At 36.5% G+C, this 26,933-nt stretch carries 28 protein-coding genes and 1 pseudogene; 15 read left to right on the forward strand and 14 right to left on the reverse strand.

What is annotated here, in order from left to right:
- Positions 1–331 precede the first annotated feature (331 nt).
- The gene (locus tag ABJ384_RS04430) at positions 332–544 is read right to left on the reverse strand and encodes an AlpA family phage regulatory protein (protein ID WP_349929075.1); all 213 of its coding nucleotides are present in this window, start codon (positions 542–544) and stop codon (positions 332–334) included.
- A gap of 109 nt (positions 545–653) precedes the next feature.
- Between ABJ384_RS04430 and ABJ384_RS04435 the strand changes: the two genes are divergently transcribed.
- The gene (locus tag ABJ384_RS04435; RefSeq protein WP_349929076.1) at positions 654–2,120 is read left to right on the forward strand and encodes a hypothetical protein; all 1,467 of its coding nucleotides are present in this window, start codon (positions 654–656) and stop codon (positions 2,118–2,120) included.
- 193 nt (positions 2,121–2,313) lie between these two features.
- Here the strand turns inward: ABJ384_RS04435 and ABJ384_RS04440 are convergent, their stop codons facing one another.
- The 4 genes from ABJ384_RS04440 to ABJ384_RS04455 all read right to left on the reverse strand — a co-directional run bounded on the left by ABJ384_RS04440 (position 2,314) and on the right by ABJ384_RS04455 (position 3,677).
- Positions 2,314–2,847: a hypothetical protein gene (locus ABJ384_RS04440; protein ID WP_349929077.1), complete on the reverse strand. Its 534-nt coding sequence runs from the start codon at positions 2,845–2,847 to the stop codon at positions 2,314–2,316.
- Between the two features lie 62 nt (positions 2,848–2,909).
- Positions 2,910–3,215, reverse strand: coding sequence for a hypothetical protein (locus ABJ384_RS04445; RefSeq protein WP_349929079.1), 306 nt, complete (start codon positions 3,213–3,215; stop codon positions 2,910–2,912).
- Positions 3,216–3,232: 17 nt separating this feature from the next.
- Entirely contained in the window at positions 3,233–3,379 is a 147-nt protein-coding gene (locus tag ABJ384_RS04450; RefSeq protein ID WP_004984451.1) for a hypothetical protein, read from the reverse strand.
- Positions 3,380–3,401: 22 nt separating this feature from the next.
- The gene (locus ABJ384_RS04455) at positions 3,402–3,677 is read right to left on the reverse strand and encodes a hypothetical protein (protein ID WP_349929081.1); all 276 of its coding nucleotides are present in this window, start codon (positions 3,675–3,677) and stop codon (positions 3,402–3,404) included.
- 823 nt (positions 3,678–4,500) lie between these two features.
- Here ABJ384_RS04455 and ABJ384_RS04460 point away from each other — a divergent pair.
- The 4 genes from ABJ384_RS04460 to ABJ384_RS04475 all read left to right on the forward strand — a co-directional run bounded on the left by ABJ384_RS04460 (position 4,501) and on the right by ABJ384_RS04475 (position 8,175).
- Positions 4,501–4,818: a hypothetical protein gene (locus tag ABJ384_RS04460; protein ID WP_349929083.1), complete on the forward strand. Its 318-nt coding sequence runs from the start codon at positions 4,501–4,503 to the stop codon at positions 4,816–4,818.
- A gap of 63 nt (positions 4,819–4,881) precedes the next feature.
- Positions 4,882–5,919: a DUF932 domain-containing protein gene (locus ABJ384_RS04465; protein WP_349929084.1), complete on the forward strand. Its 1,038-nt coding sequence runs from the start codon at positions 4,882–4,884 to the stop codon at positions 5,917–5,919.
- A gap of 158 nt (positions 5,920–6,077) precedes the next feature.
- Positions 6,078–7,121: a lambda-exonuclease family protein gene (locus ABJ384_RS04470; RefSeq protein WP_349929086.1), complete on the forward strand. Its 1,044-nt coding sequence runs from the start codon at positions 6,078–6,080 to the stop codon at positions 7,119–7,121.
- Between the two features lie 118 nt (positions 7,122–7,239).
- Complete coding sequence (locus ABJ384_RS04475) at positions 7,240–8,175, forward strand: hydrolase or metal-binding protein (protein ID WP_349929088.1); 936 nt, start codon at positions 7,240–7,242, stop codon at positions 8,173–8,175.
- Between the two features lie 38 nt (positions 8,176–8,213).
- Here the strand turns inward: ABJ384_RS04475 and ABJ384_RS04480 are convergent, their stop codons facing one another.
- A complete protein-coding gene (locus ABJ384_RS04480) occupies positions 8,214–9,101 on the reverse strand; it encodes a hypothetical protein (protein ID WP_349929090.1) in 888 nt (295 codons plus the stop codon).
- Positions 9,102–9,468: 367 nt separating this feature from the next.
- On the opposite strand from ABJ384_RS04480, the gene ABJ384_RS04485 reads away from it, so the two are divergent.
- The 3 genes from ABJ384_RS04485 to ABJ384_RS04495 are packed head-to-tail and all read left to right on the forward strand — an operon-like array spanning position 9,469 to position 14,190.
- Positions 9,469–11,118 carry an ABC-three component system protein gene (locus tag ABJ384_RS04485; RefSeq protein ID WP_349929092.1) on the forward strand — a complete coding sequence of 550 codons (1,650 nt, stop codon included), beginning with the start codon at positions 9,469–9,471 and terminating at the stop codon, positions 11,116–11,118.
- On the forward strand, positions 11,111–11,821 hold the full coding sequence (locus ABJ384_RS04490) for an ABC-three component system middle component 1 (protein WP_349929094.1): 711 nt from the start codon (positions 11,111–11,113) through the stop codon (positions 11,819–11,821). The genes ABJ384_RS04485 and ABJ384_RS04490 overlap by 8 nt, the downstream gene beginning before the upstream one ends.
- A complete protein-coding gene (locus ABJ384_RS04495; protein WP_349929097.1) occupies positions 11,818–14,190 on the forward strand; it encodes an AAA family ATPase in 2,373 nt (790 codons plus the stop codon). The genes ABJ384_RS04490 and ABJ384_RS04495 overlap by 4 nt, the downstream gene beginning before the upstream one ends.
- Positions 14,191–14,866: 676 nt before the next feature.
- Here the strand turns inward: ABJ384_RS04495 and ABJ384_RS04500 are convergent.
- The 6 genes from ABJ384_RS04500 to ABJ384_RS04525 all read right to left on the reverse strand — a co-directional run bounded on the left by ABJ384_RS04500 (position 14,867) and on the right by ABJ384_RS04525 (position 19,956).
- On the reverse strand, positions 14,867–16,207 hold the full coding sequence (locus ABJ384_RS04500) for a DUF6602 domain-containing protein (protein WP_349929099.1): 1,341 nt from the start codon (positions 16,205–16,207) through the stop codon (positions 14,867–14,869).
- 144 nt (positions 16,208–16,351) lie between these two features.
- Positions 16,352–17,626: a tyrosine-type recombinase/integrase gene (locus ABJ384_RS04505; protein WP_349929101.1), complete on the reverse strand. Its 1,275-nt coding sequence runs from the start codon at positions 17,624–17,626 to the stop codon at positions 16,352–16,354.
- Between the two features lie 265 nt (positions 17,627–17,891).
- On the reverse strand, positions 17,892–18,302 hold the full coding sequence (locus ABJ384_RS04510; RefSeq protein WP_180042719.1) for a hypothetical protein: 411 nt from the start codon (positions 18,300–18,302) through the stop codon (positions 17,892–17,894).
- Between the two features lie 289 nt (positions 18,303–18,591).
- On the reverse strand, positions 18,592–18,900 hold the full coding sequence (locus ABJ384_RS04515; RefSeq protein WP_349929103.1) for a NifB/NifX family molybdenum-iron cluster-binding protein: 309 nt from the start codon (positions 18,898–18,900) through the stop codon (positions 18,592–18,594).
- Between the two features lie 72 nt (positions 18,901–18,972).
- Positions 18,973–19,233 carry a helix-turn-helix domain-containing protein gene (locus ABJ384_RS04520; RefSeq protein ID WP_166171018.1) on the reverse strand — a complete coding sequence of 87 codons (261 nt, stop codon included), beginning with the start codon at positions 19,231–19,233 and terminating at the stop codon, positions 18,973–18,975.
- A 252-nt stretch (positions 19,234–19,485) separates the two neighbouring features.
- Positions 19,486–19,956, reverse strand: a complete 471-nt coding sequence (locus ABJ384_RS04525) for a DUF2946 domain-containing protein (protein ID WP_349929105.1) — start codon at positions 19,954–19,956, stop codon at positions 19,486–19,488.
- 269 nt (positions 19,957–20,225) lie between these two features.
- Between ABJ384_RS04525 and ABJ384_RS04530 the strand changes: the two genes are divergently transcribed.
- The 6 genes from ABJ384_RS04530 (at position 20,226) to ABJ384_RS04555 (ending at position 24,677) form a co-directional block, all read left to right on the forward strand.
- Positions 20,226–20,573 carry a rhodanese-like domain-containing protein gene (locus ABJ384_RS04530; RefSeq protein WP_086194965.1) on the forward strand — a complete coding sequence of 116 codons (348 nt, stop codon included), beginning with the start codon at positions 20,226–20,228 and terminating at the stop codon, positions 20,571–20,573.
- Between the two features lie 426 nt (positions 20,574–20,999).
- Positions 21,000–21,407, forward strand: coding sequence for a DUF2946 domain-containing protein (locus ABJ384_RS04535; RefSeq protein ID WP_349929107.1), 408 nt, complete (start codon positions 21,000–21,002; stop codon positions 21,405–21,407).
- Between the two features lie 261 nt (positions 21,408–21,668).
- On the forward strand, positions 21,669–23,114 hold the full coding sequence (locus ABJ384_RS04540) for a cytochrome ubiquinol oxidase subunit I (protein ID WP_349929109.1): 1,446 nt from the start codon (positions 21,669–21,671) through the stop codon (positions 23,112–23,114).
- Positions 23,111–24,115 carry a cytochrome d ubiquinol oxidase subunit II gene (cydB, locus tag ABJ384_RS04545; RefSeq protein WP_349929111.1) on the forward strand — a complete coding sequence of 335 codons (1,005 nt, stop codon included), beginning with the start codon at positions 23,111–23,113 and terminating at the stop codon, positions 24,113–24,115. The genes ABJ384_RS04540 and cydB overlap by 4 nt, the downstream gene beginning before the upstream one ends.
- Positions 24,116–24,124: 9 nt before the next feature.
- A complete protein-coding gene (locus tag ABJ384_RS04550) occupies positions 24,125–24,232 on the forward strand; it encodes a DUF2474 family protein (protein ID WP_004973777.1) in 108 nt (35 codons plus the stop codon).
- 127 nt (positions 24,233–24,359) lie between these two features.
- A complete protein-coding gene (locus ABJ384_RS04555; protein WP_349929113.1) occupies positions 24,360–24,677 on the forward strand; it encodes a hypothetical protein in 318 nt (105 codons plus the stop codon).
- A gap of 399 nt (positions 24,678–25,076) precedes the next feature.
- Here ABJ384_RS04555 and ABJ384_RS04560 read toward each other — a convergent pair.
- Positions 25,077–25,223 (reverse strand): annotated as a pseudogene (locus ABJ384_RS04560) (MFS transporter); the annotation flags it as partial.
- Positions 25,224–25,262: 39 nt separating this feature from the next.
- On the opposite strand from ABJ384_RS04560, the gene ABJ384_RS04565 reads away from it, so the two are divergent.
- Positions 25,263–25,619, forward strand: coding sequence for a LysR substrate-binding domain-containing protein (locus ABJ384_RS04565; RefSeq protein WP_349929115.1), 357 nt, complete (start codon positions 25,263–25,265; stop codon positions 25,617–25,619).
- Positions 25,620–25,936: 317 nt separating this feature from the next.
- Here ABJ384_RS04565 and ABJ384_RS04570 read toward each other — a convergent pair whose 3' ends face one another.
- Positions 25,937–26,911, reverse strand: a complete 975-nt coding sequence (locus ABJ384_RS04570) for a class I SAM-dependent methyltransferase (protein WP_349929117.1) — start codon at positions 26,909–26,911, stop codon at positions 25,937–25,939.
- Positions 26,912–26,933 lie beyond the last annotated feature (22 nt).

The following is a 26,933-nucleotide window of genomic DNA, read 5'->3' on the forward strand; positions in this document are numbered from 1 at the left end:
ACCTATAGTATGTATAGAGTCTGAATATGATTTCTAATCTATAAGATATTGAATTCAATAAGTTATAGGTACAAACTGAATGGTTTGTATCCATTGAATTGATATCGAATCTATTATTTATCTTATGTATAAATATATAGATTAGTAGATTATATAAATAACCATATTAATCATGTAGGTATATTAATATTGTATATATCTTAATCATATAAAAACCAACACTCTAAAATTAGAGGCAACAACGGTTAACAAGGGCACTTGAGATCAAGCCCCTATCTGACATATCGATGAATTGTTGTTCAGCGTGATTGAAAAGATAAGCACTTCAGGCTTATGCTTTTTTCGAAATCAACCACGCCTCAATTTCGTGCCGAAGCCAGCCTACAGCTGAGACTCCAATGTGAACACGCGTTGGAAAGCTAGGGTCGTAGCGTGGGGATTTTGGGTTAAGCTTTTCATATATCGTCGACCGAGATAACCCACTTACTTGGGGTAATTCGTCCATTCTAATAACTGTTATAGACTGGGATTCTTGGTGTTTCATGTTTTAACTCTTGTTTAGTCGTGTTTTTTCAAGTTAATTTTCTCTTGTATTCTTTAGGACAGACAGACGAAAATTTGTGTCCTAAAACGTGGATATAGGATAAGAGATCATGAAAAAGAAATTTATTTACTTGACAGACTCTCAATTAGATGAATTTAGAGTTGAAAAACTATTAAGCGATCCGCTATACCGTAAGTATTTAAAAAAGCAAAACTTAAAAGGGATGGCAAAAATTGAGAAGAAGGTGGAAGAAACAATAAAAAAGACCATCGTAAAAGAAAAAACACAAACGGAAGAAATTTTTAGAAAATCAATAATTAAGCAAGTAGATAAAAAAATAACGACTTTAAAAACCATATTACTGATGCAACGAAGTCCAGAATGGGCTGATTTATATGTTTGGTTAAGAAAATTCCATCAATGGAGTGTAGAACCCTGTTTAAGCAAGGATTTACTTAAGGACGGCGCTCAGTTATATCTTTATGGTGGACCAGATGATGATGGTTTGCTTGCAGCTGAGCATTTTGAGTTTATGAAAAAGATTTATCATACGATTCAATATGGTAGTTATGAGTTGTTCCTCACTTCTGAAGTGTCAGACATTGATTTCGACAAGGGCAATACAAGAATAAATGAAATTGTTGATTCATTTTATAAACAGCTAGATAAAAATGATCTACTTAAACAGAGGTTTATTGATTTTATTCAGCAATTTGATTTACATGGTTTTATGTGTACACCAGATATTGAAACCTTTTTTCTTGATTGGTGGGATTACAGTCAATTTTTAATCAAAATAAAAAGAACAGGATTAAATACTTTTGGAGATATGGAAAGTACGTTATTGAGACAATTGCGCCATTTTTCGAGTAATGTTGATTCCTTGAACTTGCTTCCGCGTGTATACCACAGACATCTTAATCTAGCACTCGATGCTCATCACCAGAACAATCAGGAATTCGAGGATTTGTGTTTAACCTTAGATTTGCCAGTACGGAGTGAGGTTCCAATTGAGGCTGTAGTCAATGAGTATTTGCATGCATTGAATTACTATTTTGCCAAATATGCTGAAGATAATTTTAGTTTTCAAAAGCGGGCAATTGAAGTAAACGCATTTCAACGCCAATTCCAAAGTATGTTCCATACAACGCTAAAGTCAATAGATGAGACAGATTTGAATATAGCTGTGGTTGAGGTCTTGTATTTGAAGTGGTCATATGAGCGTGAGAATGAATATGATGTATTGGAATTTCTAAAAGAATTAATTGTATTGTTGGAAACTAAGTCTACTCGCGTTATTGAGAATAATTTTACAAATTCAAAAAAATGGTCATATAGCACAAAAACTAAAAAATGGACTTTGGATAAAAAAATTAAAAAATTGACTAAAAAAGACAAAGCAAAGATAAAAATCAAACTGATAAAAAAGATCACAAAAATTGATCGGGAAATACATCCGATTAAGTTTTCACTCAATAAGCCAAATCTACTTCCGAAAGGCTTTTTATATGAAATATCGGCTGGAGCGTTACGGAAAAAACTAGAGCGTAGCCATGAGGTTTTTACGACTAATTAAAAAAAGTTAAAACGTAAAAAAAACGTTATTTTTCTAAGATAAGGACTCATCCTTACATGTGCTCAAGCTGCCTAAATTGCGGTTTTTAGCGCCAAATTAGCTGCACTGCTGACTGGAATCGGTCAGCAGTTTCGTCCAGTATAACATCAAATTTCGCGTCACCAAACGTATCAGAATTTGGTGTTTTGAATGCCTAAAAATTATAGGTATAAGTCAATCCGCTATTGGTAGTGAGGGTCACCTCACGCACATTCTCAGCAGCACAACCTAAATACACCTGTGCTACTGAGCCATAGCGCATATTTTGATAATCATAAAAACCTTTGGTTCTACAATTACCGCGGTTGATTGAAACATTGGTCAGGCTAGTGGGATCATTATTCAGTGACATGATATTGAGTTTATCAACATAACCTGTCATGGAATATTGTGATTCATCACGACGAACACGAACTTCGAACTCTTCCTGTAAAGGTGGTTCCTGTGACAGTTCTGTCATTTGCTCAGCATCAGCACCATTTTCTAAAAACGATTTATCAACGACAAAATCATCCTCGGATTGATTGGTCATCTCAGACTGATCAGAAGCGTTATTCGCGGTAGAGGCTGTATTTTGATCTGATGTTGCTTTGGGTTCTACTGTAGCTTGAGATTCTTTGGATGGACTACATGCGGTTAAGCCCAGTACTAATAAACTGGATAAAAGAATCGGATGAATCAGTTTCATGGCTGAATTCCTAAAAAATACTTATTTCATCTATGAATAAAGTCGTTGATTGTTCTGCTTAGTTATTTGCATTTACCTTTGTGAACCGATTGCACCAAACGCGGTTCGGTTTTATCTGCATCTAGACGTAGGCAAATGGCTTTCTTACTTTTGATTGAACTGGAAATCAGTTCTTCGCCCTGAATCGGATTAGCACCACCTGCGTTATAAACTTGGTAACGTTTGCCAGTGGTGGTTTTAAAACTAAAGGCATCGCCTGATTCACTAAAGCCTTCGATCTTTTTAACAATCACAGTTGCTGAATGGGATTGTGCAAACAGAGAGGTGCAGATCAGACTGAGGCCACAGGTCAAGATGAGTTTTTTCATTTTGTTATTCCTATAGTTTAGTTCTTAAAAATGGTCACAGGCCAAACCACGGCTTTACCGAGATTGTAGGCATAGCTGTAATGTGCGGTACTGCTGCAATTCTTGAAATACACTGAGCAAATCAGTGCGATCAGCACATAGCCGATAATTAAATAGTTTTTCATGTGTTCCCCCTGATGCTTGAATTTATGACTGACATTGCTGAACAGCGTTTGCCATCACCACGTTAAAATCTTCAGGTGGCTGCATAGTTTCTCGAACCGTGACATCCGCCATTTGTTGCATGAATTCAGGTGAGTAATGCGCTTCGACTTTGTCGTAAATACAGCCACAGGTAGAGCGGTCTAAACCACCTGCCTGACAGCCTGCTTTAAAGTCACGTTTGATCTTGCTGTCACAGGCAGTCAGCAGGGTGCTACTGAAGGCAATGGTGATTACCCCAAACCAAGTTTGATATTTCATTTCTGTTCCAAATCATTGTTATCTATTGTTCTAAAGTCATACGGATGGGTTTATTTATGCAAGCCTGCTAGATAAATCAGCAGCCATAGTCCGCCAAGCACAAAAACAAAGGGGCCTAGCATCGCCACCACGACGACAATTAAAATGAGCTGTGCGATCAATTTCATAAGGTTTTTCCAGCACAAAGCAGCCCCTGAATTAAAAATTCAGTGGTTGAACAGTGCGGTGAAATGAATCAGTGCACAGGGCAAGACAATAAAGTTGGAATCGGAATGCAATACCGAAGTCGAGGAGTAGGTATAAATGAAGCGAGTGCAGGGGAAGAAAGCACAGTAAATTGAATCATGATAGATGACTCCTTGGAATTATAAGAAGTTCTACCAAATTACTGCTAAATAATGGTGGCAGAACGAAAGGGGGTTAGCAGACTGGGATCCAAGGAACCAGCACGCACAAGGCGTCCCCCTCCCGTCCTACCGCAACAACAGGGGGACACGAGGGTTCCACGACATACAAAATTACTTTCATATACCGTGCTGGATCTGCGGTCTGCTAAAACCGACTGGCAATGTAGGCCAGCCCTTGCATCATAATCGCTGATAAAAATCAGGTCAATTGATCCCTGTATTCAATCATTAAAATTGATCTAAAAAAGCATCGATTAAAAACACATTCTAAAAAAATACAGATACATATCATCTGAATGAGAAGTATGTGGCTGCTTCAAAACAGCGCTATGCAATAACCCGATTCACGTTTTGCCTGCTTTCCCTCCAAAGCAGGCTTTTTTATTTCGCTCATTTTTATTACAGGAATTAGTCAGATGAGTCTGCCATGTCCTTATTGTCAGTCCCGAGACACGGTACTGCTGGAATCCCCACAACATCTAGTCATCAACAGCAATTCACCTTCAGCGCAAAACAATGTGATGTCACCTCTGGCACTGGCGACGTTGGGCATCAGTGTTTCTAAAAGTTTAAACATTCCCCCGATTGCAGGTGCCCTCGTCGGGGTGCTGATCGGTGGCATTTGGATGTTGATCACGGAGGATGACATTCAAAGTAAATCGCATCCTGTTTATAGCCGACATTATTACTGCAATGACTGTGACCGCGATTTTAGTCCGAGCATCCGTAACTAATTTTTAAATGAATTTATCTAATTACCTTTTACAGCAATTCAACTTTTTATAGGAATTAAAATCATGGCTCATTTAATTGAAAACATGGCTTATGTCGGTGCAACCCCTTGGCATGGCTTAGGCAACCAACTCACCCAAAATCAACCGATTGAGGTCTGGGCACAGCAGGCAGGCATGGACTGGAGGATTGAATCCTCTAATGTCAGTTATATGGCTAAAAATGATCGAGGACAAAGTATCATCATGCCGTATGAGGAACAGCGGGTTTTATATCGTTCAGACACACATGCACCTTTATCCGTGGTCAGCCAACGTTATCAGGAAGTGCAACCGAAACAAATCTTGGAGTTTTACCGAGACCTCACTGAACAATCAGGCTTTGAGTTAGAGACCGCAGGTGTGCTCAAAGGTGGGAAGAAATTCTGGGCCTTGGCACGTACAGGACAAACTTCGGCTTTAAAGGGCAAAGATGTCAGTAATGGCTACATCCTCTTGGCTACGGCGTGTGACGGTACTCTTGCCACCACCGCTCAATTTACCAGTATTCGTGTGGTGTGTAATAACACTTTAGCCATTGCACTGAAAGGTCAGAACAGTAGTGCAGGTGTGGTCAAAGTGCCACATAGTACCAAGTTCGATGCCCAGAAGATTAAACAGCAACTGGGTATTTCAGTGCGTACATGGGATGAACACATGTATGAAATGAAACAACTCAGTCAACGTAAAGTCACACAGTTTGAGGCGGCAGCTTATTTTGATGCAGTGTTTAACAATACCAGTTTAAGTCCCGTGGAGCAGGACGAAGGCATTATTCAGTTTTACCGTAATGTCGCTACGCAAGCCACGAAAGCTGAAAACAAAACTGAACCGAATGGACGTGCCATGTCTAAAGTCATGACCATGTTTAATGGGCAGGGTCGTGGGGCAGAACTCAGCGCAGCCAAAGATACAGCTTATGGTTTGTTGTGTTCCATTACAGAATTTGCCGATCACGAACGTCGTGCCATGAGTCAGGATCATCGTCTGGATTCTGCATGGTTTGGTGCAGGGGCAGGCCTTAAACAACGTGGACTCGAACAAGCTTTACGCATGTTGGCCTAATTTCAAAGCTTCTATTGATTAGCCTAAGCAGATTCATCGCCATATCACCATACTTAAACGCTCAATCTTACAAATAACTTAACTCTTTTTATTTAAAAGCTGTGTCTACGGACACGGCTTTTTTTATGCCCAAAATTCAACAATGACAGGAAATTGCTATGAACTCAGCCGTAATTCATCCAAACAACGCCACACTGAATATCCACACCAATCGCCCAAAACTGTTTACTGCAAAACGTTTCGTCGAGACTAAAAATATGACGCAAGCCGAATGGCTAGAAGTACGACGCAAGGGCATTGGCAGCAGTGACTGTGCCGCAGCTTGTGGTCTAAACCCTTATATGTCGATGTTGGAACTGTGGATGATCAAGACAGGACGCATTCAACAAAACATTGAAGATGAAAGTGAAGGTCATGCACCGCTGTACTGGGGAAAGCGGCTAGAGCCACTCGTTGCGGAATACTACAGCATGCATACCAACTACAAAGTCCGTCGGGTCAATGCCGTATTACAGCACCCTGATCCAGACAAGCATTTTATGTTAGCCAACTTAGATTATTCCGTTGTGGGTAACGATGAGGTGCAAATCCTAGAATGTAAAACTGCAGGGGAATATGGGGCCAAGCTGTGGCGCGATGGCGTGCCTTTATATGTCTTATGTCAGGTGCAACATCAATTGGCAGTGACAGGTAAAAAGGCAGCCCATATTTGCGTATTGATCTGTGGACATAAAACCCGAATCTTTAAAGTCACTCGTTCTGAATCGGTGATACAACACATCATTAATGCGGAACGTTACTTTTGGGATTGTGTGGAAAAGGATACCCCACCTGAAGCTGATGCCAGTGAGTCGGCAGCCAAAGCACTACAGTTGCTTTATCCCGAACATGTGCCACTCAGTACCACGGACTTATCTGAAGATGAGCAAGCCAATCAACAGTTTGAGCAACTGATTCAAGTACGCAATCAGGTTGAAAAGCACCAAGAGCAATTTGACCTGCTTAAACATCAACTTCAAGCCAAGATGCAAGAAGCTGAACGCGCGACTTTCAAGGCAGGTTCAGTGACATGGAAAAAGGCTAAAGACACGGTCAGTTTAGACAGTAAAGCTTTACTCAAATCACATCCTGAATACTTAAACCTGTTTCCACAAGCCAAGCAAGGGACACGGCGCTTTCAGATTTATGCCTTTGGTGGATAACTCAGATTTTATCCACATCAGCATCACGCGAAATACCAACAAGCAAGCTCATATCAGCCCATGCCCACATCATGGGCTTTTTTATGCCTATTCAATTTATACAAAAGAGGAAATCAGCATGATTAAAGGTTTAGCAATTACACCCCCGATACTCGGCAGAATTAGTATCGGCAAGGTTGTTGAAAAGAATGGTAAAAGGCTGCCTGAAAAGGATGATCAATTTACCTTGACCTCCCAAATCCAAAATAAAGAGGGCTGGGTGAAGCATCCATTGGATGAACAGCTTCGAGCTAAAGCACCCAATCAAAAACTCCGAAGTATCCCAGTCCGTATGATCTTTAATGATCCTGAACTGAACTTACGTGCTGAGTACAGTTTATTTGATCGTCAAACGGGTAGACCCGTATGTGTGGGTAATGGTGAAACTTGCCAGCGACTGACCAATCAAGGTGTAGAGCATCATCCCTGTCCATCACCTAACTTATGTCCATTGGCACAAGGTGGGCTGTGTAAACCGTATGGTCGTTTGTATGTGAATTTGGATGAGTCTGATGAACTTGGCACATTCATCTTTAGAACCACAGGCTTTAATAGTATTCGGACTTTGGCAGCAAGACTGAGTTATTACCACGCAGCATCGAATGGTTTGTTGTCATGTTTACCTTTACAACTGACACTCAGAGGCAAGTCCACGACCCAAAGCTATCGAACGCCTGTGTATTACGTGGATTTAACTTTGAGAGATGGCATCAATTTGCAACAAGCCATACAGACGGCGCAAGACATTGACCAACAAGGTAAGCAGAGTGGATTTAATCAAAATGTGCTAGATCAGACTGCAAGGAAGGGTTTCGCTAATGCTCAGTTTGAAGTGTATGCAGAGGAGGGGTTTGATTTGGTTGAGGAGTTTTATAACGATGAAAACCAAGAGGCTAAAACTGAGCAAGTTCAAGTTGAAACCACAACGATAGCAATGCCTAAGTCGAATTCGAGTGAGGGTTTTATGCAGGATATTCAGCAAGGTTTACAGAGGTCTGTTCAAGCTTTGAATTAGAGTTTCAATGGAGGTTTAGTGCCTCCATTGAATCATAATTATTGTGGTGCTGGTGGAAGAACGATAATTTTATCATTTGGGATTGCTAAGTTTTGGGGCTTTGTTGCAGCTAGAGGCATAAATTGAATAACAGTTTTTTGACCTATACCTGATAGCTTAACATCAATGTCTTTAAATGCTATGAATCCCTCTTCAGTATATAGAGGACGCTGATCTTTATATTTTTCAGGTATGGCTTTGTCATAAGGTGGTTTAACTAATACTGATGATATTCCAATATTTAGATTAGAAAACCGCATTCCTGCATCCAGAACTCTACCTGATACACCACTGAAAATTATAGGGATAATCAGAATAAGTAGCAATAATGTCCATTTGGTTTTTTTAGTATTCTCTTCTTGAGTCATGTTGTTTGGTTTTAAGCGATTATCATGATAACCCGCCCATATAACCGAAAGAAAAAACGTAGTTGCTAATAAATTCAATAGAACAGTCGGATCAGAATTAGTTTTGTGCATGAAATAAATAAACAAGACACCTAAGACGGCTAACAGAATATGAATCATTTCAGGTTTAACAAACTCAATAGGATCAGAAACTTCTAGGACGCCTTTGTTCAATTTATACTGTTTATAATATTTGTGGATAAGTTTAAATAGTGGTTTCAAAACATAAGTAACACATACACCAAGTGATAGTAAGCACATGATCATGAAACCATAGATTAAACAAAAGCTTCCAGCAAAAATGATAAAAAGCAGGCTGTCGCTGATGGTTACTCCCATAGGGAAATAATTTAAGTTGTGACAATAGAGTGTGAAGCAAAGTGCTCCTAAAAATGTGCCTAGCTTAAACAAGAGGGATAGGTATCTTGAAAAATTTTCTGCTAGCTTGTTCAATTCATCTACTGTATTTGGGGTGGTCAAAATTACTTATTCCTTAAAGATACCTTTATGGAACTTATTATGCTTGAGGGAAATGAGTGAAAGAATGGGTTGTTACTTGAACTGCGACAATATGTGTCGTAATGTTTTAATTTTATTAAATGGGAACTTGATAGTCAGTAAATACTCATTTTGAATCATTGAAAAGCCAATTTTTTGGTATTTTGTATGGGGCTTAGGAAGTTAAAGAGGCTTCTATAAAGATAAATCTTAATCTAGAAGTTAAAATTAAGATTGAATATACATGTTTGTGAAATTGTTTCATTTTTTTGTAATTATTTTGTAGACTATGTAATTTTTAACAATATTAATATTGGCTGTAACATTAAGTTGATAAAGTGATAATTCAATGGCTGAAGATATAAAAAGTTCTTTACATGATGCTGTTCCAAGTTGGAATGGCTTCAATTATCAAGGCAAAATAGGTTTGTATGTCTGCCTGAAAAATATTTTAGATCAATTAAATGAAAATGGTTCAACTTCTGAAAAGTTCAATGAATTTATTGAATCATATTCAATTGAGTATGAGTGGATCGAAGATTTCTCAATAAAAAAAAATGAAACATATGTTTCATTGCATCAAGTAAAGCATAAAGATGGGTCAGACTTTAGTAGTCATTTAAGTGCAGTCGTGACGATATTAAATAGAAAACTTTGTAGATTGTCAGAAACGGATTTCATAAAGTACATAGAATTAGACTATAACTATGAAGATTGTGAAAGTAATGAAGAAAAAAGCAAAAAAAAATATGAACAAATACAAGCTAAAATGGAAGAGATGAAATGTGCAGGATACTTAGATGAAAAATATAGCTTAGCGAAAGATTGGGATAAAGTTAATGTAGAAATACCTAATATAGAACGTGATGCCCTATTGAAATTATTAAATGATTTTGAATATTTTTCTATGAATACTTTTTCTAGAGCAAAAGTCTATTTCCATACTTCTGAAAAAGTTAATAAACCACATAAGGAGTTGCAAAAATATAAAGATATGCCCATTTATCATCATGCATCTATTAATGGATTAAAAACACTCTCATCATTAAATATTTTTATGGGGTTTGATAATCAATGTGAATATAGCCTAGAATTAAGTGATGAAGAAACTTTAGAAAAGATAGATGTTTTAATTTATGAAATTTTAAAAATAAACTTTATAAGTGAAAATTTTACTAAAGATCAGATAATAATATATCGAGCAATTTTATTAAAAGAGATAGATAATCATGTTATACAAAGACATAAGAATATAAGAGAAAAACTCAATACTGGTGATGGTTATTTGCAAAGAAGAGAAGTAATTAAGTTTAAGAATTTTTTTACACCTCTTAAAGAAATTATTAGAAAAGAAGACCAACAGTATTGGGAAAGTTTCTGTATGAGGACTTTTGAAGAGGCTTATCTAGATGAAATTGATAAATTGGAAGCTTACATTAGAGATGACTATTCAGCAGAGGCTAATCAACAAAAAAAAATTAAACTAGAGTTGTTTAAGTCAAAGTTTATAGGTGGAAAATCATTAAAATATTCTGAATTGTTAATAAGGCTTTCACCGCATATCAAAGGGAGTAATTATTTTGATGTTTTTTATAGTCAGATTGCTAATAAAGAATCAATAAGAAGTACTTTTCTAAAACTGATTCAATGTATTGAAAATAACAGCTATACTTTTATTGTTAAAACAATTAATGATTTAAAAATACATCCTTCGACGATCTCATTTTCTGCTGTAACTGAAGAAGATTGGGATTATTGTTTAAAACAGTATCAGCGTCATATAAAAGAAAATAATCATCAGTCTCTATTTGAAGCTACTCATTTAATAGCTGCGACTGGTTATGGTCAAAATATAACAAATACACCTATTGTTTTAGATAGTTTGGTGGAATCAATTGTAAAAGAGAAAAATGTGAAAGAAAAACAATCAATAATAAATTTAAGTGAAGTTAAATTTATATCTGAATTTGATGCGTTAAAGGAAATAAATAATGGATAGTATTACTGATCTATTTAGAACACTTGTCTCAGAGCATGGATTTGAATTTTTTGTTGTTAATGACTATCCAATATCAGATGGATTAAGTGTTAATGTTACTATTGTAAATAAGAACTCCTTTGATTATTTTATTTACTTTGAAATTGATTATGAATATTTAGGTTTGATAGAAAGTGATATCCAAATAAACTTGGCTACAAAATTTAAGAGATATTTGCAAGAAATTGATGTTCCTTTTGAAATATCTCATTATTTTGAAAAAAATACTTATTTGATTATTGCAACAAAATATCCAAAAAATACAAATATTAATGCTTTGTTCAAGAAGATATCTCATGTTGAAGAGGATCCATATTTTTTTAAAAAACAAATTTTTTATTATTTTGATGAAGAACTAAGTGAAATTAAAGTTAATGATTTTGACGTAAATTATTCTGATTATTTTAATTCTGTTGTTTCTAATATTGAAAGATATAATAGCTATATTGAAAATAATGATGTTGAATATAGCTTTGCTATTAAAATGTTTGAGAAATTTCCATTCTTAAAGTTAAAGATTACAGAAAATGAGTTGTTGAATCTTAATCAAATGATTAATGACAAATTAAGCAAAAAAAATTTAGAACTCATTCCAAAGCTTTTGAGCTTATCTAATGAAAAATTAATTAATGAATGGATTGAGTCGTTGGGGGTAAGCAATTGATAAATTTAGGGAGATTGAGTTTTGAGAATTTCAAATCATTTAGTGACTTATATGAAGTTGACTTTAGAAAGGTTGATTTATTTGTCTTAGATGGGCCGAATGGCTTTGGTAAAACAACTATCTTTGATGCAATTGAAGTTTGTCTTACAGGAAGAATTGGTAGAGTATTCAGTACTGATAATAAGAAAAAAAACACACATTTTCTTAAAAATATTTTAGATAAACCAACTAATATTTTCCTTGAATTAGTGAAAGATCATGAAACAATTTTGGTTATCCATGCTTCGATCCCTAAAGATACTACAGTAGAACAAAATAAGATTAGAAATCATGGAATTGATATTAATTTCTTAAGTAAATGGCCTGATGATATTAGAAATATTTCTGATTTAGATTATTTAGTAGATTTTTCTTTGGAAAGAATATTAGATAATTCAAACTTTAAAAGTACTTTTGATATTTTTAATTACATTCAACAGGAAGAAACTTTTCATTTTTTGAAAAATAAAGAAAGTGAAAGGCATGATAAAATTAGTTATCTATTTGGAACTAGTAAGGAAGTGAATCAAAAAGATCACTTTATCTTTATAAAAGGTTTGCTTGAAAAAAAGAAAAATAACTTGACTGAAGAATTAGGTGTTCTGTATGGGGAAAAGAAAAATTTAGAAAATCAGCTGGGTTTAAATCTTAACTCAAATAATGTTTCTGATATACATCCAAGTAATAAAATTAATAAGCTGGTGAATAATGATAATTTGATATCTGAATTAAATCAGCATGTTGAAAATATTGGTAATTTAATTTGGATTTTAAATAATAAAGAAAATTTTAAAATATTGAAATTTAATTTTAGTATAAATTATATTATTTCTAATCGAAAAAGTGAACTCGAGAATGTTGTTAAGATAGGTCATTTAAAGGATTATAATGAATTCGAAAGGATTGAGAAACATATTGATTGGATTGAAAAACTTTCGAATATAATTGAAATTCATGAAAGTGTATTAAATGTTGATAATAATGTACTTGAATTGGAAACTATTAATTTATTTTCTAAAATTCATCCTATTTTATCAGAAAAATATACTATTGAAATTAAAAATTTAAAGGATTTAAAAGGTAGAGTTGGGACTTCTCAAGCAACTATTAATAAAATAGTAACAAGTAGAAATAGTTTAAAGCAACATTATGAGATGCATATTTCATCAGAAAGCTCTAAAATTTCTTGTCCTTTTTGTGGGGATTATAAAAATACAATTGTAGAACTTTGGGAAGAATTTGATAAACAGTCACAATACTTTGAAGAGTTAAAGGATGTAAATTCAATTGAACTTAGTCATTTGGAAAAGAAGTTAAAGGAATCGTTCTTCTTAGAATGTAGGTCTAAGTCTGACTATATCGTTTCAAAATATAAGAAATATCTTGATATTCTACCTTCATTAAATGAAAAATTATCACTAAAAGATCAATGGAAAAGTATGGAAAAACTTAGAACTTGGTTTGAAGAAGCAGATATAGATATTGGTAATTACATTTGTGTTAAAAGTTCTGACTTAATTGGTAATTCTCTTACTACTAAAATGAATGAACTTGTGTCTTTCTTAAGAAAATTAATTTTACCAATCGGAGAAAGTAAGAATTATTCAGATTTATATGGTGTTTTAAAGTATTATAATCTGTCAGAAAATCAGGGTATTATCTTTGATGTCGATAATAATATTATTGAGCTTGCTGATCTTGAAAAAGATTTGTTATTTTTATCCTATTATGATTTAAAATCTAAATCTGAAGATTTACGAAGAAAAACAAAAGAAATCAGTGATAAAGAGAGTAAGCTTAATGCTATAACTTCAAAGTTTAGCGAATTACAGTCAATTTGTAGCGCCTATAATATTTCGATAAAAAAATATGAACTAAGTGTAGCTAAACAAATTTCTATTCCATTTCATGTTTATAGCAGTAAGTTATTGCAAACTAGACCTGACGGTAATGGTGTATTTTTACAATCTGCAAAAAATGCACAAGAAGTTGGATTTTTCCGTTTTGTCTCAAATTTAACAGATGATCATGATGCATGGAATACAATGAGTTCTGGTCAACTTTCGGGGTTGATTTTATCTTTTACTTTAGCTATGAACAAAGTATATCCATCTAAGTTTAATACTTTACTTATTGATGATCCTGTACAAACAATGGATGAAATAAACTTAGCTTCATTTGTTCAACTACTTAGAAATGAGTTTTCAGACTATCAATTAGTAATTTCTACGCATGAAAGAAGGACATCTAGTTATTTCTCTTATAAATATCAGCATAATAATGAAGTAAAAATACTTAATTTAAAGCAATCTCGTTTAAATTTTTTATAGGGTTTTCATTCATGTTGTTAAGTTATGTTTAAATTCATGTGAGTAATGTTTTAATAATTATCTTGATATTTTTTGGTAATTCAATAGCTAGGCTTGTGCACTACTTTAATGTAATGAATAAGCCTGTAAAAAAATAATGTTTTAGATATTCAGGTGTTGGAGTGTAAATAACTGAAACTTGTTTAGTTTAATGAAATGTTATGCGTTGAGTAATCACCTATCTTCAATCTATTTAATTGTTTTCTCATCATTTGGATAATCAATGTATCCATTAGATCCTCCTCCATACAAAGTCGCTGGGTTCAGCTTAGCTAATGGAAATCCATTTTTAAGTCGTTCAACGAAATCAGGATTACTTATGAATAATTTCTCAAAAAAAATAGATCAGCTGTATTAGACTGTAATTGTTCATTTGCGAGTTCTAAATCATAACCATTATTCGCTAAGTATGTTTGGTTAAATCTCCTACGCAGAGCTTGATAATCAAATGGAGCAATATCACGAGGACCCCTGTAGCACCTTCTACAACATGTAAACAGACGATACCTAATTGATTGAGTTGTTCCGTAGTGTAAGTGTATTGAAGTTGAGGCTCATTATCATCGGACTATTAAGTAATAGAGAATGAATTTCATTATTTGTTACTGTAAACTTATTTTCAAATTGTCTTTGTAATTTAAAAATTGTCTTCTCCATCTATCCATCTTTGAGTAGAAAGAATTAATGTTTCCATCTCTTCAATCACAACTTCTTCTTCATCGTCATAATCAACTTGGAAGTATGCTCCCCAACTATCATCTTCTTCACGCAAGTTTTGTATTCTTGTATCAAGTGAATCTTCACCTAACATCCTGTTAAAATAATCAATTTTGTATGGCTTTATACCTCCAAATTTTAAATGAGCTAAAAGATTTTGTATAAAAAAACTAGACTGGCTAGAAAGTCCAGTAGCGCTACACTTGGAGTGTAAAAAAGGAACTAATCTGTTATTTTTATTTCTATCATATCTTATATAAGCAAAAGCTTTGTTGTGAACGCAAATACAACTTAAATGTTGGAATGGTTGACAAATAAGTACTCCTGGAGCACCTTGTGACATAGCACCAATGTTTGAGTAAAAATCAGCAATCTTCTGATATAATGACTCTTCTGTAATTGAGGCCTCGAAAGCAAATATTCCTTTGAAAAAAGGGGGGATGTTATCGTCTACATGAGTTGTTAGATCTAATAATTCCAACGCTGACTGAAGATTATTAGGCGTAATTTTAGTTTTAACCTCAATGACTGCACGCACTGATTCTGGAGGTACAATTACTAGATCAGCTTCACGAAAAATGGGAGCATAGTCAATTCTATCATAAATTAATATGTCTATTTGTTTCTTTACACCATAAATAAAACCTGTTGCGACATGGTAACGTTCGGGTAAATGCTTTTTAAGAGAATTTTGAAGAAGATTCTCTCGATAGGTTCCCACGGTTGGGGCGTGATTAATAATGAATCTAACTCGTTGGCTAAGAGCTTCCAATTCTCCAGCAATGGCAGCAGAGAATTTTCGTTCATTTTCTATCGCAATAAATGCTGGTGAAATTGAAAAGGAAACTATTTCTTTATCGTAAGTGGCAATAATCATTTTTGCTACCGTCAGACAGCGGAGTATCCACTCAATTTCTAATTTTTTAAATTTTAATTTAAATTTTGTTTGGTGTTTCATTAGTAATTGAGTTAAATCTGTGAGCGTCAAGGAGCCTGATTTATTTAAAAAAGCACAAATAAAATTGCCGACACGCCTCATAAATATATTAAGTTTTGTATGTTTGTTATCAACTGAAAATGAGAATGGGAAAATTTGTAGTTTGTCAAATTCGTTTAATGAAACTACTCTGCTATTTTTTTCTGAAATTAGTTCTGTACCTATTAATATTTCATTTTCTGTTATGCGATTTACATAGTAAGCTCTGAGATTATCCCAGTTATCATCCAGATGAATACAACGATCAAAAACTTGTAGTCTCATTTACCTTAAGATCCCTTTTATAAGTATGCAAAATAGAAATACAATATAACTATCTTTTAATTGGCCTTTCTATAATCAAATAGAGAATCCTGATCCTTTAAAATGATGTCTGCATTTGAAATTATAGGGTATCGGATTTTAGACCTAATCTATATTATTCTGACAATAATTAGCCCAATTAGCCATTAATCCTTTACGTTTTTCAAGATAAGCCCCACGTAGGTAAGCAGCTTCGACTTCATCAGGCAGCTTATGAGCAAGTACATGTTCACACACCTCACGTGGGTAGTCAGTCTTATCAGCAGACCAGTCACGAAACGTAGAGCGGAAACCATGCGTTGTAACTACTCGATTTTGTTTGGGATCAATATAGCCTAAGTTATTTTCTTTTATTTTTTGTTCATGCATACGTTTGATAAGAGTCGTTAATGACATGTCAGAAAGCATACTGCCGCGAGGAGCAGGGAATATGAAATCTTGAGGTTGGGAAAACTCTCGAATTGATTCAAGCAAATTGATCGCTTCTCGAGATAATGGAACACGATGTTCCTTTTCCGCTTTCATGCGTTCTTTAGGAATAATCCAGACCTTATTCTTAAAATCGATTTCCTGCCATTTAGCTCCAAAAACCTCACCAGACCGACAGGCAGTTAAAATTGTAAATTCCAGCGCTTTAGGTGAAATTCCTTTTTTCTGTCTCAGGTGGTGAATAAATTCAGAGACCTGATCATAAGGTAACGATGGGTGAGGGCGCGATTCCTGCTTTAAGTTGCCTAAGATTGGCTCAAGATTACCTTTCCATTCAGCAGGATTATCACCAACAAAATATCCCATGGCCTTAGCATAATCAAAAATGGTTTCTATACGACCACGAATACGTTTAGCTGTTTCGTTCTTCTCAGTCCAGATAGGTCTAAGAACTTCGGCAATATCGACTTTAGTAATTGTACCAATACTGATATCACCTAAAGTTGGGTAAATATAGGTTTCTAATGTAGAAGTCCACTGTCCAATATGCTTTTCATTTTTCAGTTCACGGGTTTTATTTGCTATAACGACTTTTGCACACTCAAGGAATGTTTTGTCATGAAGTTTCTGAACATACAGCTTTTCTAGTTGTTCTTGTTTATGAGCAATTGGATCAATGCCACTTCGTATTTGTAATCTTAATTCAGTTGCTTTGGCACGGGCTTCAGCTAAAGAAACTTCAGGGTAGGGACCGATTCCAATATCACGGCGATGTGGTTTTAACTTCCCGTTTTTATCCAGACGTTTTCCCACTACTGCACGTAAAATCCAGACACGAGAGTTACCTTCGACATTCAGGCAAAGGCCATCAACACCCCCTACAGAATGTCGCCCAGTCGCCTTAATTTTTGCTACACTCAGAGCAGATAACTCTTTAGATTTCTTTGGCATGTTCTTTTTACCCCACAACCTACCCCTCATAAAATACTGGAAATGGTAGGATGAGACAAGATGTGCTAAGATAATAAAAATATTAAACAATTGAAATATATGTATTTATTATATTGATTGGGATTGCTTAGGACTACTGTTAGACGGACACCGCTTCCGCCAAATTTAAGACAAAGCCCTGGTCATTGACTGGGGCTTTGTTGTTTTTAGGGTTATGCAAGGTAAGTCGATAATAAGCAGAATAAAAACCTAGCTTAAGTTCAAGTTATTGATCAAGCCTAAATACAATTTCAAATTGAGTACCGTCCCAAACAGTTAATTCACCAATCCAATTTGTTTTTGCATTAAATCTTTTCGGGTATTGGCTGCCATCTTTACCCTCTAAAATATTTTGAAAATCAGAACTGTTATTGAGCATTGCTATAATTGGTCTAATTTTTAAGTTTTCTTCCAAAGCAAGATCAAGATTTCTCTTAAACTCATTACGTCCATTGCCCGACCATCTATCAATACGGTCACGATAGACCTGTTTTCTTTCAGTTGGGTGTTTAGACAATAAAGGTTTATGCCCCCATAAACTAACAATTAGCTCATTGTTAGAGCTAATTGAAGATACCGACCAGTTCGGATTCTTAAGATCAGTATTAAATTTTTTAAATTCAGAAATGATACCCACAAAATAGCTTTATTCAATTTTACCCTTATTTAAAATATTCTGATTGGTATAAATTACAAGTATTTAATGGTAATAAATGTCTGATATTCCAACTATTTTGGGTGTACGCATGGGTGTGCATGTTGGAACTGAACCAGTTAAAAAAATTACATTGGAATAGAGTGGTTAGAGCTAGGCGATTTAAGTCAGATGATAGTTCGTATACTACTCAATAATTAAAAATTTAAATAAAAGACCCTGCTGATGCAGGGTCTTTTATTTAAGTTAAGATGATATGAATCTAAATTGTTTATTTAGTTGAAGCCAAACTACAGATAAATTGTTCTGGTTCAATTTCTGTAGTCAAGATGACATGTACACCAATATTTCTGAGCTTTTCTCGTAATCGATCTCCGATTCCTGTGGTCACAAATATGTCCATAGGCAAAAGTTTTTCGAGTACTTCCCCAGACTGGGAAAAAGAATCTTCTTTTTCCACTTCAATAAGCTGTTTGTCAGTCACTTTTTCATCTTTTAATTCATATTTCCAGAATTTTCGACATTTTCCAGCATGTGGAGTAATGTGACGCCGGTTCTGGGATGTAATTACAATTAACATGGAGTGTCTTCCAAACCAATATTGATTTAAATTGATGATAATCATAAGGGTTTAAATTATTCCCGATTATCATCAAGCTAGATTTTCCAGTACAAATTGAGGCGACTTTATAAATAGTTTGATCAAAGCCTGTGCCGAACTTGAGGGATGACGCACTCCGCGTTCCCAGCTCTCCAAGGTGCGGGCAGAAATACACAGTTTGGCCGCCAGTTCTGTCTGTGAAATATTAAGAGCATGTCTGATCCGGACAATCTGTTGCGCCAAATCCAGACAACAGCCGCTATTAAAATCATTTTTTTGCGAGTGTGCATGATCATGCTGAAGTAGATTCATCATTATCTCCTCCTTATTGATACATCAAAAAGTTGTAATAACACTTAAAAAAAATCCAAAGGTAATTAGACAGTATCAACTGAACTCCAAGCAGGTTTGAGCACAGTTAAACTAAACGTCATGATCACCTATTACGGATTGGACCACTGTGGCTGAAGATGTGGGTTACGAGATGCCTATGCGATAGATAGGGCCATACTGCATCGATATTCAAACGTAGGCAGACTACTCAGCGATACCACATCTGTTGATTTAGTGGGTGAGTGTTAAAGGAGGAGCACGGCCCTGAGGAATCAGGAACCAGGGAGCGGGTGGGGTCAGTACATGCGGGACAGAGGCACTGAAGAACAGAAGTAGGGTCTGAGTTTTGACCAGTACTGGTCTGAGCTTGGTGTCCAGTAGCGGTAGGGTATAGCTGTGCACCAGACAGAACTGGCAGTCATGAGTGGTGTGTGAATCATTCTGCTGTTGGTGTGGTGCATGCTGATCCTGCACGTCGGTGACGACCTGTACATCGTTCTGATCTGCTGCACTGGTGTGATGGACGTGTGGATGGGATGTTGGAAAATTAAGAGTTTTGTGAGTGCTATTAACTTGCAGATCTAATGCAACGGCAACAGTTTTACATACCGAAAAAACACTGTGCTTTTCTGGCAATAAAGGCTGCAGGAACACAGCGATCTGTAACAAGATTGCGGATAATCCCAACAATCTTCCCAACATTATGAGCACTTCACTACGCTTTTATGGATATTGCATGAATTATAATATAACAAAATATGAAATTTAGAACTGAAAAAAATAAGCTATTACATTAATTCTAATCTGTTATTAAACATAGTTTTATTTTTCTGCTGGATTTGAAGGCATCATCTATTTTTAAGCATAAACTTAGAGTTCAAACCAATATTGATTTATAGTGATTTTAATCGTTATTTTTATTCTATATTCTTATAAATTATAGATAAGAATTGTTTTGATAGAGGGAAATCATGTTTAACATTCTGATGTATGTCCCTTGGGGCAAGGTGCCTGAAACCCCGGCAAAGAAATTATGGGAGCAACGAGGAAATGTACAAATTGTGGATGTTCGAACTGAGCAAGAATTTAAACACAGCCATATAGAAGGTGCCGTCAATTTGCCGATTACCCGGTTTACAGAATCTGCAATATGCTCATTAGGTCTCAAAACAGATCAACCTGTTGTAACGATCTGTTTATCAGCACACCGGAGCATTCCTGCGACACGTAAACTGGCCAAGATGGGGTATTCAGTCTCACAGTTAAAAGGTGGCATGAAATCCTGGTGGAAAAATGATTTGCCGTGTATCGAAAACTAAAGGCTAAATCTGCAGTAAGAGATGTTTTATTTAAATAAATAAAACAAGTTTGGCTGGTCCGAGGGGGCAAGATTTTTTAATCCTCAAATACATCTATTAGGAATGCATAACGCTTTTTCTGGCTAGAACAAAATAGCCTCTCTTATTTAAAATTTCCTTTCATGCATTTCAATTCAGTAAATTTTTTTGTGGACACTCTTTAGTCAATAAATAAACTTATTCGGCAGTTTATACAGAGCAAGTTTATTTTTTATTTTAAGTCTTTAATTTAATTCACCTTTCGTTTAATTTTTTTGCTTTTCAAAACTGGCTATATGTTATATATTTATAAAGTGAAAAGTTGAGTAAATACGTAGGGATTTATCTTTAAATTTCATGTTTTTATTCAATGTATCCCTCTTAATTCGATTCCAGTCGAGAGAAAGTTTGCTGAAGCGAAGTGGATTTTTTATTGCATTTGCAGTCTTACTTCTGCAAATCGCAGTATATTTACAGCCTCTGCTGCCGGAAAAATTTCACATTGCTCCGGTCTGTATGTCGATTACCCACAATCTTCTTTCGTCTGCTGATCATCATGCCCACTCGGCTCATCATGAGCTGCTCAAGGATTTGATTCCTCAACACTCCCAAGATCACAGTCAGCATAATCATCAGTGCCAATACTGCACTGTCTATGGTGATTTGGTACTGCCATTTAAACTGGGAATTGATGAAGTTCTGGACCGGATTCAGGTTCGACTAAATTTCTATCAGTCGTTCTTCCGGCATGTTTATTTCAGCTTGCAGAAGCTGTATTTGCTGCCACAGGGCAGAGCGCCACCTCTGACTTTTTAGGACACGATTGGTCACGTCAAACAGTTGTTTTTGTTTGCACTACACAACATCTTAAAGAGTTTTAATCATGAAAATTCAGTTTTCGCTGTTCGCTAACAGCGTAATGGTTTCGTTCGCCCTCAAAAAAGTCTATAGCGTATCCAGTATACGGGTTGCATCTCTATACCAGAGGATCAATGTCCGGCAAGGTGTGTCAGTTTCACTGCATCAATCAGCGCCGTTGATGTCCTCCCTGTATTCAATTGATCAGTAGGAGGCAGCATGAATTTAGGGCTAACCGCGCTGGAACTGGCGCGTATCCAATTTGCATTTACCGTATCATTTCATATTATTTTCCCTGCTATTTCTATTGGTTTAGCCAGTTTTCTGGCCGTTCTGGAATGGCGTTGGCTTAAAACCAATGATCCGGTATACCGGGACTTATTCAAGTTCTGGATCAAGGTTTTTGCCCTGTCCTTTGGTATGGGCGTAGTATCCGGTGTGGTGATGAGCTATCAATTTGGCACCAACTGGAGTGAATTTGCACGGATTTCCGGCAGTGTCACAGGACCATTACTCGCTTATGAGGTTTTAAGTGCGTTTTTCCTTGAAGCCGGTTTTCTGGGGATTATGCTATTTGGTTGGGGGCGAGTGGGACCGAAAACCCATTTTTTCGCAACACTGATGGTGGCTATAGGTACCTGTATTTCAATGTTCTGGATTCTGTCCTCGAATAGCTGGATGCAAACCCCTCAGGGCTTTACTATAGAAAATGGCATTATTGTCCCGCAAGACTGGTTTGCCATTGTCTTTAATCCATCTTTCCCCTATCGATTAGCACATATGGCAATGGCCTCTTTTCTGGTTTCTGCTTTGCTTGTCGCTGCCACAGCCGCATTTCATTTATTAAAAAGCCGTCGTGATGCCTTGGTAAAAAAATCATTTTCCATGGCCATGTGGATGATTGTGGCATTGGCACCTCTACAAATGTTTGTGGGAGATATGCATGGCCTGAATACGCTTGAACATCAACCGGCCAAACTGGCAGCTATAGAAGGACACTGGGAAACCAATAAAGATCATGGCATGCCTTTATATCTATTTGGTATTCCCGATATGCAGGCTGAAGAAACCAAGTATGCGATCGGTATTCCGAATCTGGGCAGTCTGATTATGACGCATAGCTTAAATGGTGAAGTCAAAGGCTTAAAGGAATTTGCCCCTGTAGACCGTCCAAACTCACTGGTCATATTCTGGAGTTTCCGGATTATGGTCGGACTGGGGGTACTGATGATGCTGATGGCCATCATCGGTTTATGGTTAAGAAAAACCGGAAAATTTTATGAAACACCATGGTTCCATAAATTTTCCTTATACATGGGTTTATCTGGATTTATCGCTTTACTCGCCGGTTGGTTTACCACTGAAGTCGGTCGTCAACCCTGGGTGGTTTATGGCATTTTACGGACCAAAAATACTCTTTCTCCCGTTTCAGCAGAGCAGGTGGGTTTAACCCTGATCATTTTTGTAATGGTCTACTTTATTGTGTTTGGTGTTGGCATTTTCTACATGCTGAAACTGATGCGTAAAGGTCCGGAGTTTATACATTCGCCACCACATAGTGAGCAGGCGGTCATACAGGCATCAAAGCGTCCTTTAAGTACGATTGATGAGGAAAACGATCTGGATCAAGTAAGTTCTACACAATCTCAGGAGAATCAAAAATGATCGATTTATCATTAATTTGGATTCTAATTATTGGATTAGGAGTGCTGATCTATGTCGTGCTGGATGGTTTTGACCTTGGTATCGGTATCCTGTTTCCTTTTATTTCCGATCGCCAGGAACGTGATGTTATGATGAATACCGTCGCACCCGTCTGGGATGGTAATGAAACCTGGATGGTACTGGGTGGTGCAGGATTATTTGCTGCATTTCCCTTGGTGTATTCCACTGTGTTATCGGCTTTGTATATACCCATTATTCTGATGCTGATCGCGCTGATTTTCCGGGGAGTTGCCTTCGAATTCCGGTTTAAGGCCAATAAAACCAAATCTCTTTGGGATCAAGCTTTTATTTGGGGATCGATCTTCAGTTCTTTTTTTCAGGGCGTGATTTTGGGTGCCTACATTCAGGGCATTAAAACTACGAATGGCATCTATACTGGCGGTGGTCTGGACTGGTTAACACCTTTTTCCCTGTTTACTGGTTTAAGTGTGGTTGTACTGTATGCAACCCTGGGATGTGGCTGGTTGATCTTTAAAACCGAAAAAATGCTGCAGAATCGCATGTTTGAACTGATGCCAAAACTGCTCATCGCATTATTGCTGATTTTTGCCTGTGTCAGTATTTATACGCCTTTGCTTCATCATGAAATCGCAGCGCGCTGGTTCAGTCAACCGCAACTCTTTTATTTTAGCCCGGTTCCTGTACTGGTTCTGCTGTTTACTTTCCTGGCAATCAAAGCCTGTAAGCAGCGCAAGGAGTTCCTGCCATTCATTTATACTTTGGCTTTGGTAATTCTCGCTTATAGCGGTTTTCTGATTAGTTTATGGCCTTATGTCATTCCACCATCCATCACCATCTGGGAGGCTGCAGCACCTGCCAGTAGTCAATTATTTGCCCTTATTGGCGCACTGATCTTAATTCCGATCATTCTTATTTATACCGGATTATCGTATTGGGTTTTCAGGGATAAAGTGCGTGTGGGTGATGAAGGTTATCATTAAGGAGGCTGAATGAAAATTTCTGAATTGAAATGGTTTATTGGCTTATGGCTGGCTGGTTTTTTAAGCTTGGCCTTGGTTGCAGGGCTATTTAGATTGCTGTTGAAATTGGCGTATTAAGTTTTAAACACAGATCAGTGGGAGTTCTCACTGGTCTGCTGAATCAAGATACGGTATGTTAATCATGAAGCTGTTCATGGAATTGAACCAATTGAATCAGACAATTCATATCAATCAGGAGTCGATAATGAAAAAATATCTTTTTTGTGTAGGCATTGAATTTAAAAAAGCATCAGATCCATCGGAATCTTATGCGTATGTGACAGCTTATTTAGGCGCAAAAAACATCGATGAAGCAATTCAACGGGTGGAAAAACAGCTGGAGCAAGAAGGAAATGAAATCCTGTTTGTCCGTGGTTGTTGGGTCGTCGATTCAGACTGTGATGATGGTTTCTGTCCAACAGATGAGAGTAAAGTACTTGCAAAAAATGACTTGCTCTTTAATGACCAGATCTTGTTTGGAAAGTTACAGGAATGGTCTATCGATAATAACTACGAATACTAATTTCGTGAACGATGCATCAGTTGAGTTGGTTTTTTCTTTCTGATGTATCGTGCTTTATCCCAGTCCATGTATGGTCAGTGATGAACAGGAATTATACTCGGTAACAGACAGAACATCATCTGATTCAAATAGTTGTGGATAATGCTGGTGATATTCTAGTAGTGAAAAGTATTTACAAAGAGTTTGAAGGATACTAAAAAGCCCAACAATAAAAGCAATCCTTGTTCGCTAGAACTCATCAGGGTCTTAACATAAAAGCTATTCCAATCTTATCGGAATTACGCTGAAAATCGTAAATTGCAGTTTAGATGTAAATTTCAAACTGTTTTTGTCATGTAGAAGTTTCTATATTCACAGACCTCATAAAATATGAAGGGGTATATTTTTTCCTTCCAGCAGTTAAATTGCTTTTGCATCTTTTTTATGCAGCCATAACAGAGATAAGGCCGATAGAATAATCCAAGGTAGGCGAGCAATATTCATGATTTGCCATCCCCAAATATCCAATAAAGCTCCAGCACTGAAAGAACAGGCTAACCCGACAATGGGAGTGGAAGCTGGTCTGGACTTGTCGCTGAAAAATTAATGGGAGAAGAAACGTTTCCCGTCTGTTTACCCACCTTTTATCAAGCACATTTAGAACAATTAAAGTCTCCTGAAGGATTGTTAAATTTACCTCTAATTCATGATCTCTCAATGGATCATCACTCTGGTTTCACGACTTGGGATACATGGCTGCATTTTCATCAGATCACTAATGAGGATAATCCACGGGGTCTCAAAATCAATAATTCAGCTGCGGTATTACAGGCTGCAATTAATGGTCAAGGAGTAGCACTCGCGAGAAGTGTCATGGTCTATGATGATTTAAGAGCAGGGCGTCTGGTCCGCCTGTATCCAGAAATAAAATGTCCTTGCACCTTGGCCTATTATGTTGTTTAAAGAGAAGAATGCCGGACTTTACTCAAGCTGAGTGCATTTAAAGACTGGCTGATACAGCAGGCTCGACAGGCTGATATTTTGGAGTTAATTTGACGATGCGCTGATGAATAAGTCCCGCCGGGTCCCAATTTAAAAAAACGTGTCGATGATATTGCAGAGCCGACTGTCATTGATATGGTTCAGCTATAGCTTCATAATTCATCCTAAAACAGAATAGGTGGAAAAGCGGCGACTGATTTAACTGTAGTCGCTTTATTTTTTAATAGTTTCGATTTTGGCTAAACGCCTTTTAAAGTTTTTTAATATTGCAGCCACTTTTAATCCATCAATTCAGCCTTCACCAAAACCAAAGCAATCCTTTCAATCTGCTGATAAGCAGGCTGATCCAGTTCTTCACCAAAAACATCAGGATCAATTTCTTCATAACACCAGCGGATATTCGGTTGAGACAGCATTAATTTTTCAAGCTGTTGTAAAAAAGGGTTACCGTCTGGACGAATAGCTACACCCGTATATAAAAATAAACATCCTTGAGGATTAAGCCGCTGAATACCTTCTTTTACAATATTGAAGGCGAGTTCATTACCATCGAGTTGATTTCCACCATGACGATATTGACGCTGATCGGCATCCATTAAATAAGGAGGATTGGCAAAAATAAGATCGAACTGTCCTGCAAGATAAGTAAATAAATTACTGTAAACCGGAGTGATATTATTTAAACCTGCAAAGCTGGCATTGATTTGACTATACAACAATGCTTTCGGATTAAGATCTGACACGGTTATTTCACTAAAGTCTGGATAATGTTTAGCCAGACTAATCGCAGCAGCCGAACTGCCACAGCACAATTCCACAGCACGTTTAAATGAATGGGGACGAGCTGCTAAATATTGTTTAAGATGGTATGCAAAGCGGTAAGTATCGGGACCAAAAAATACCGAATCGTGTTGAAGGGTTGGGAAACTTGAATGAATAAATAATTCACGATCAAGCGAAGCGACACGTACATCACTCAGCCATTGATGATCATCCTGAAAATGGATGAGCCGATTTTCTTTTAGAATTTCAAAAAGTGCCGGATCAAGATCAGTTTCGGCAAATGCCAAATTCCAGCCAAATATATCTCGAAGCGTAATTATGGTGTTCTTTTCTTGTCTTTTTCGGCTCAGAATACGTTGATGGGAAAGTGGGGTAATGGTGGTAAACTGATAGTGTCGTTGTTTTAAGAAATCTAATAAAAAAAGCAAAGCCTGTTGTTGAGCGGTATCGACATTCAAAATTTGGTTCATATGGATGCTCTCTTCTGATTAT

Origin of the sequence: Acinetobacter sp. A1-4-2 (assembly GCF_040233925.1) — a bacterium.
Taxonomy (GTDB): domain Bacteria; phylum Pseudomonadota; class Gammaproteobacteria; order Pseudomonadales; family Moraxellaceae; genus Acinetobacter.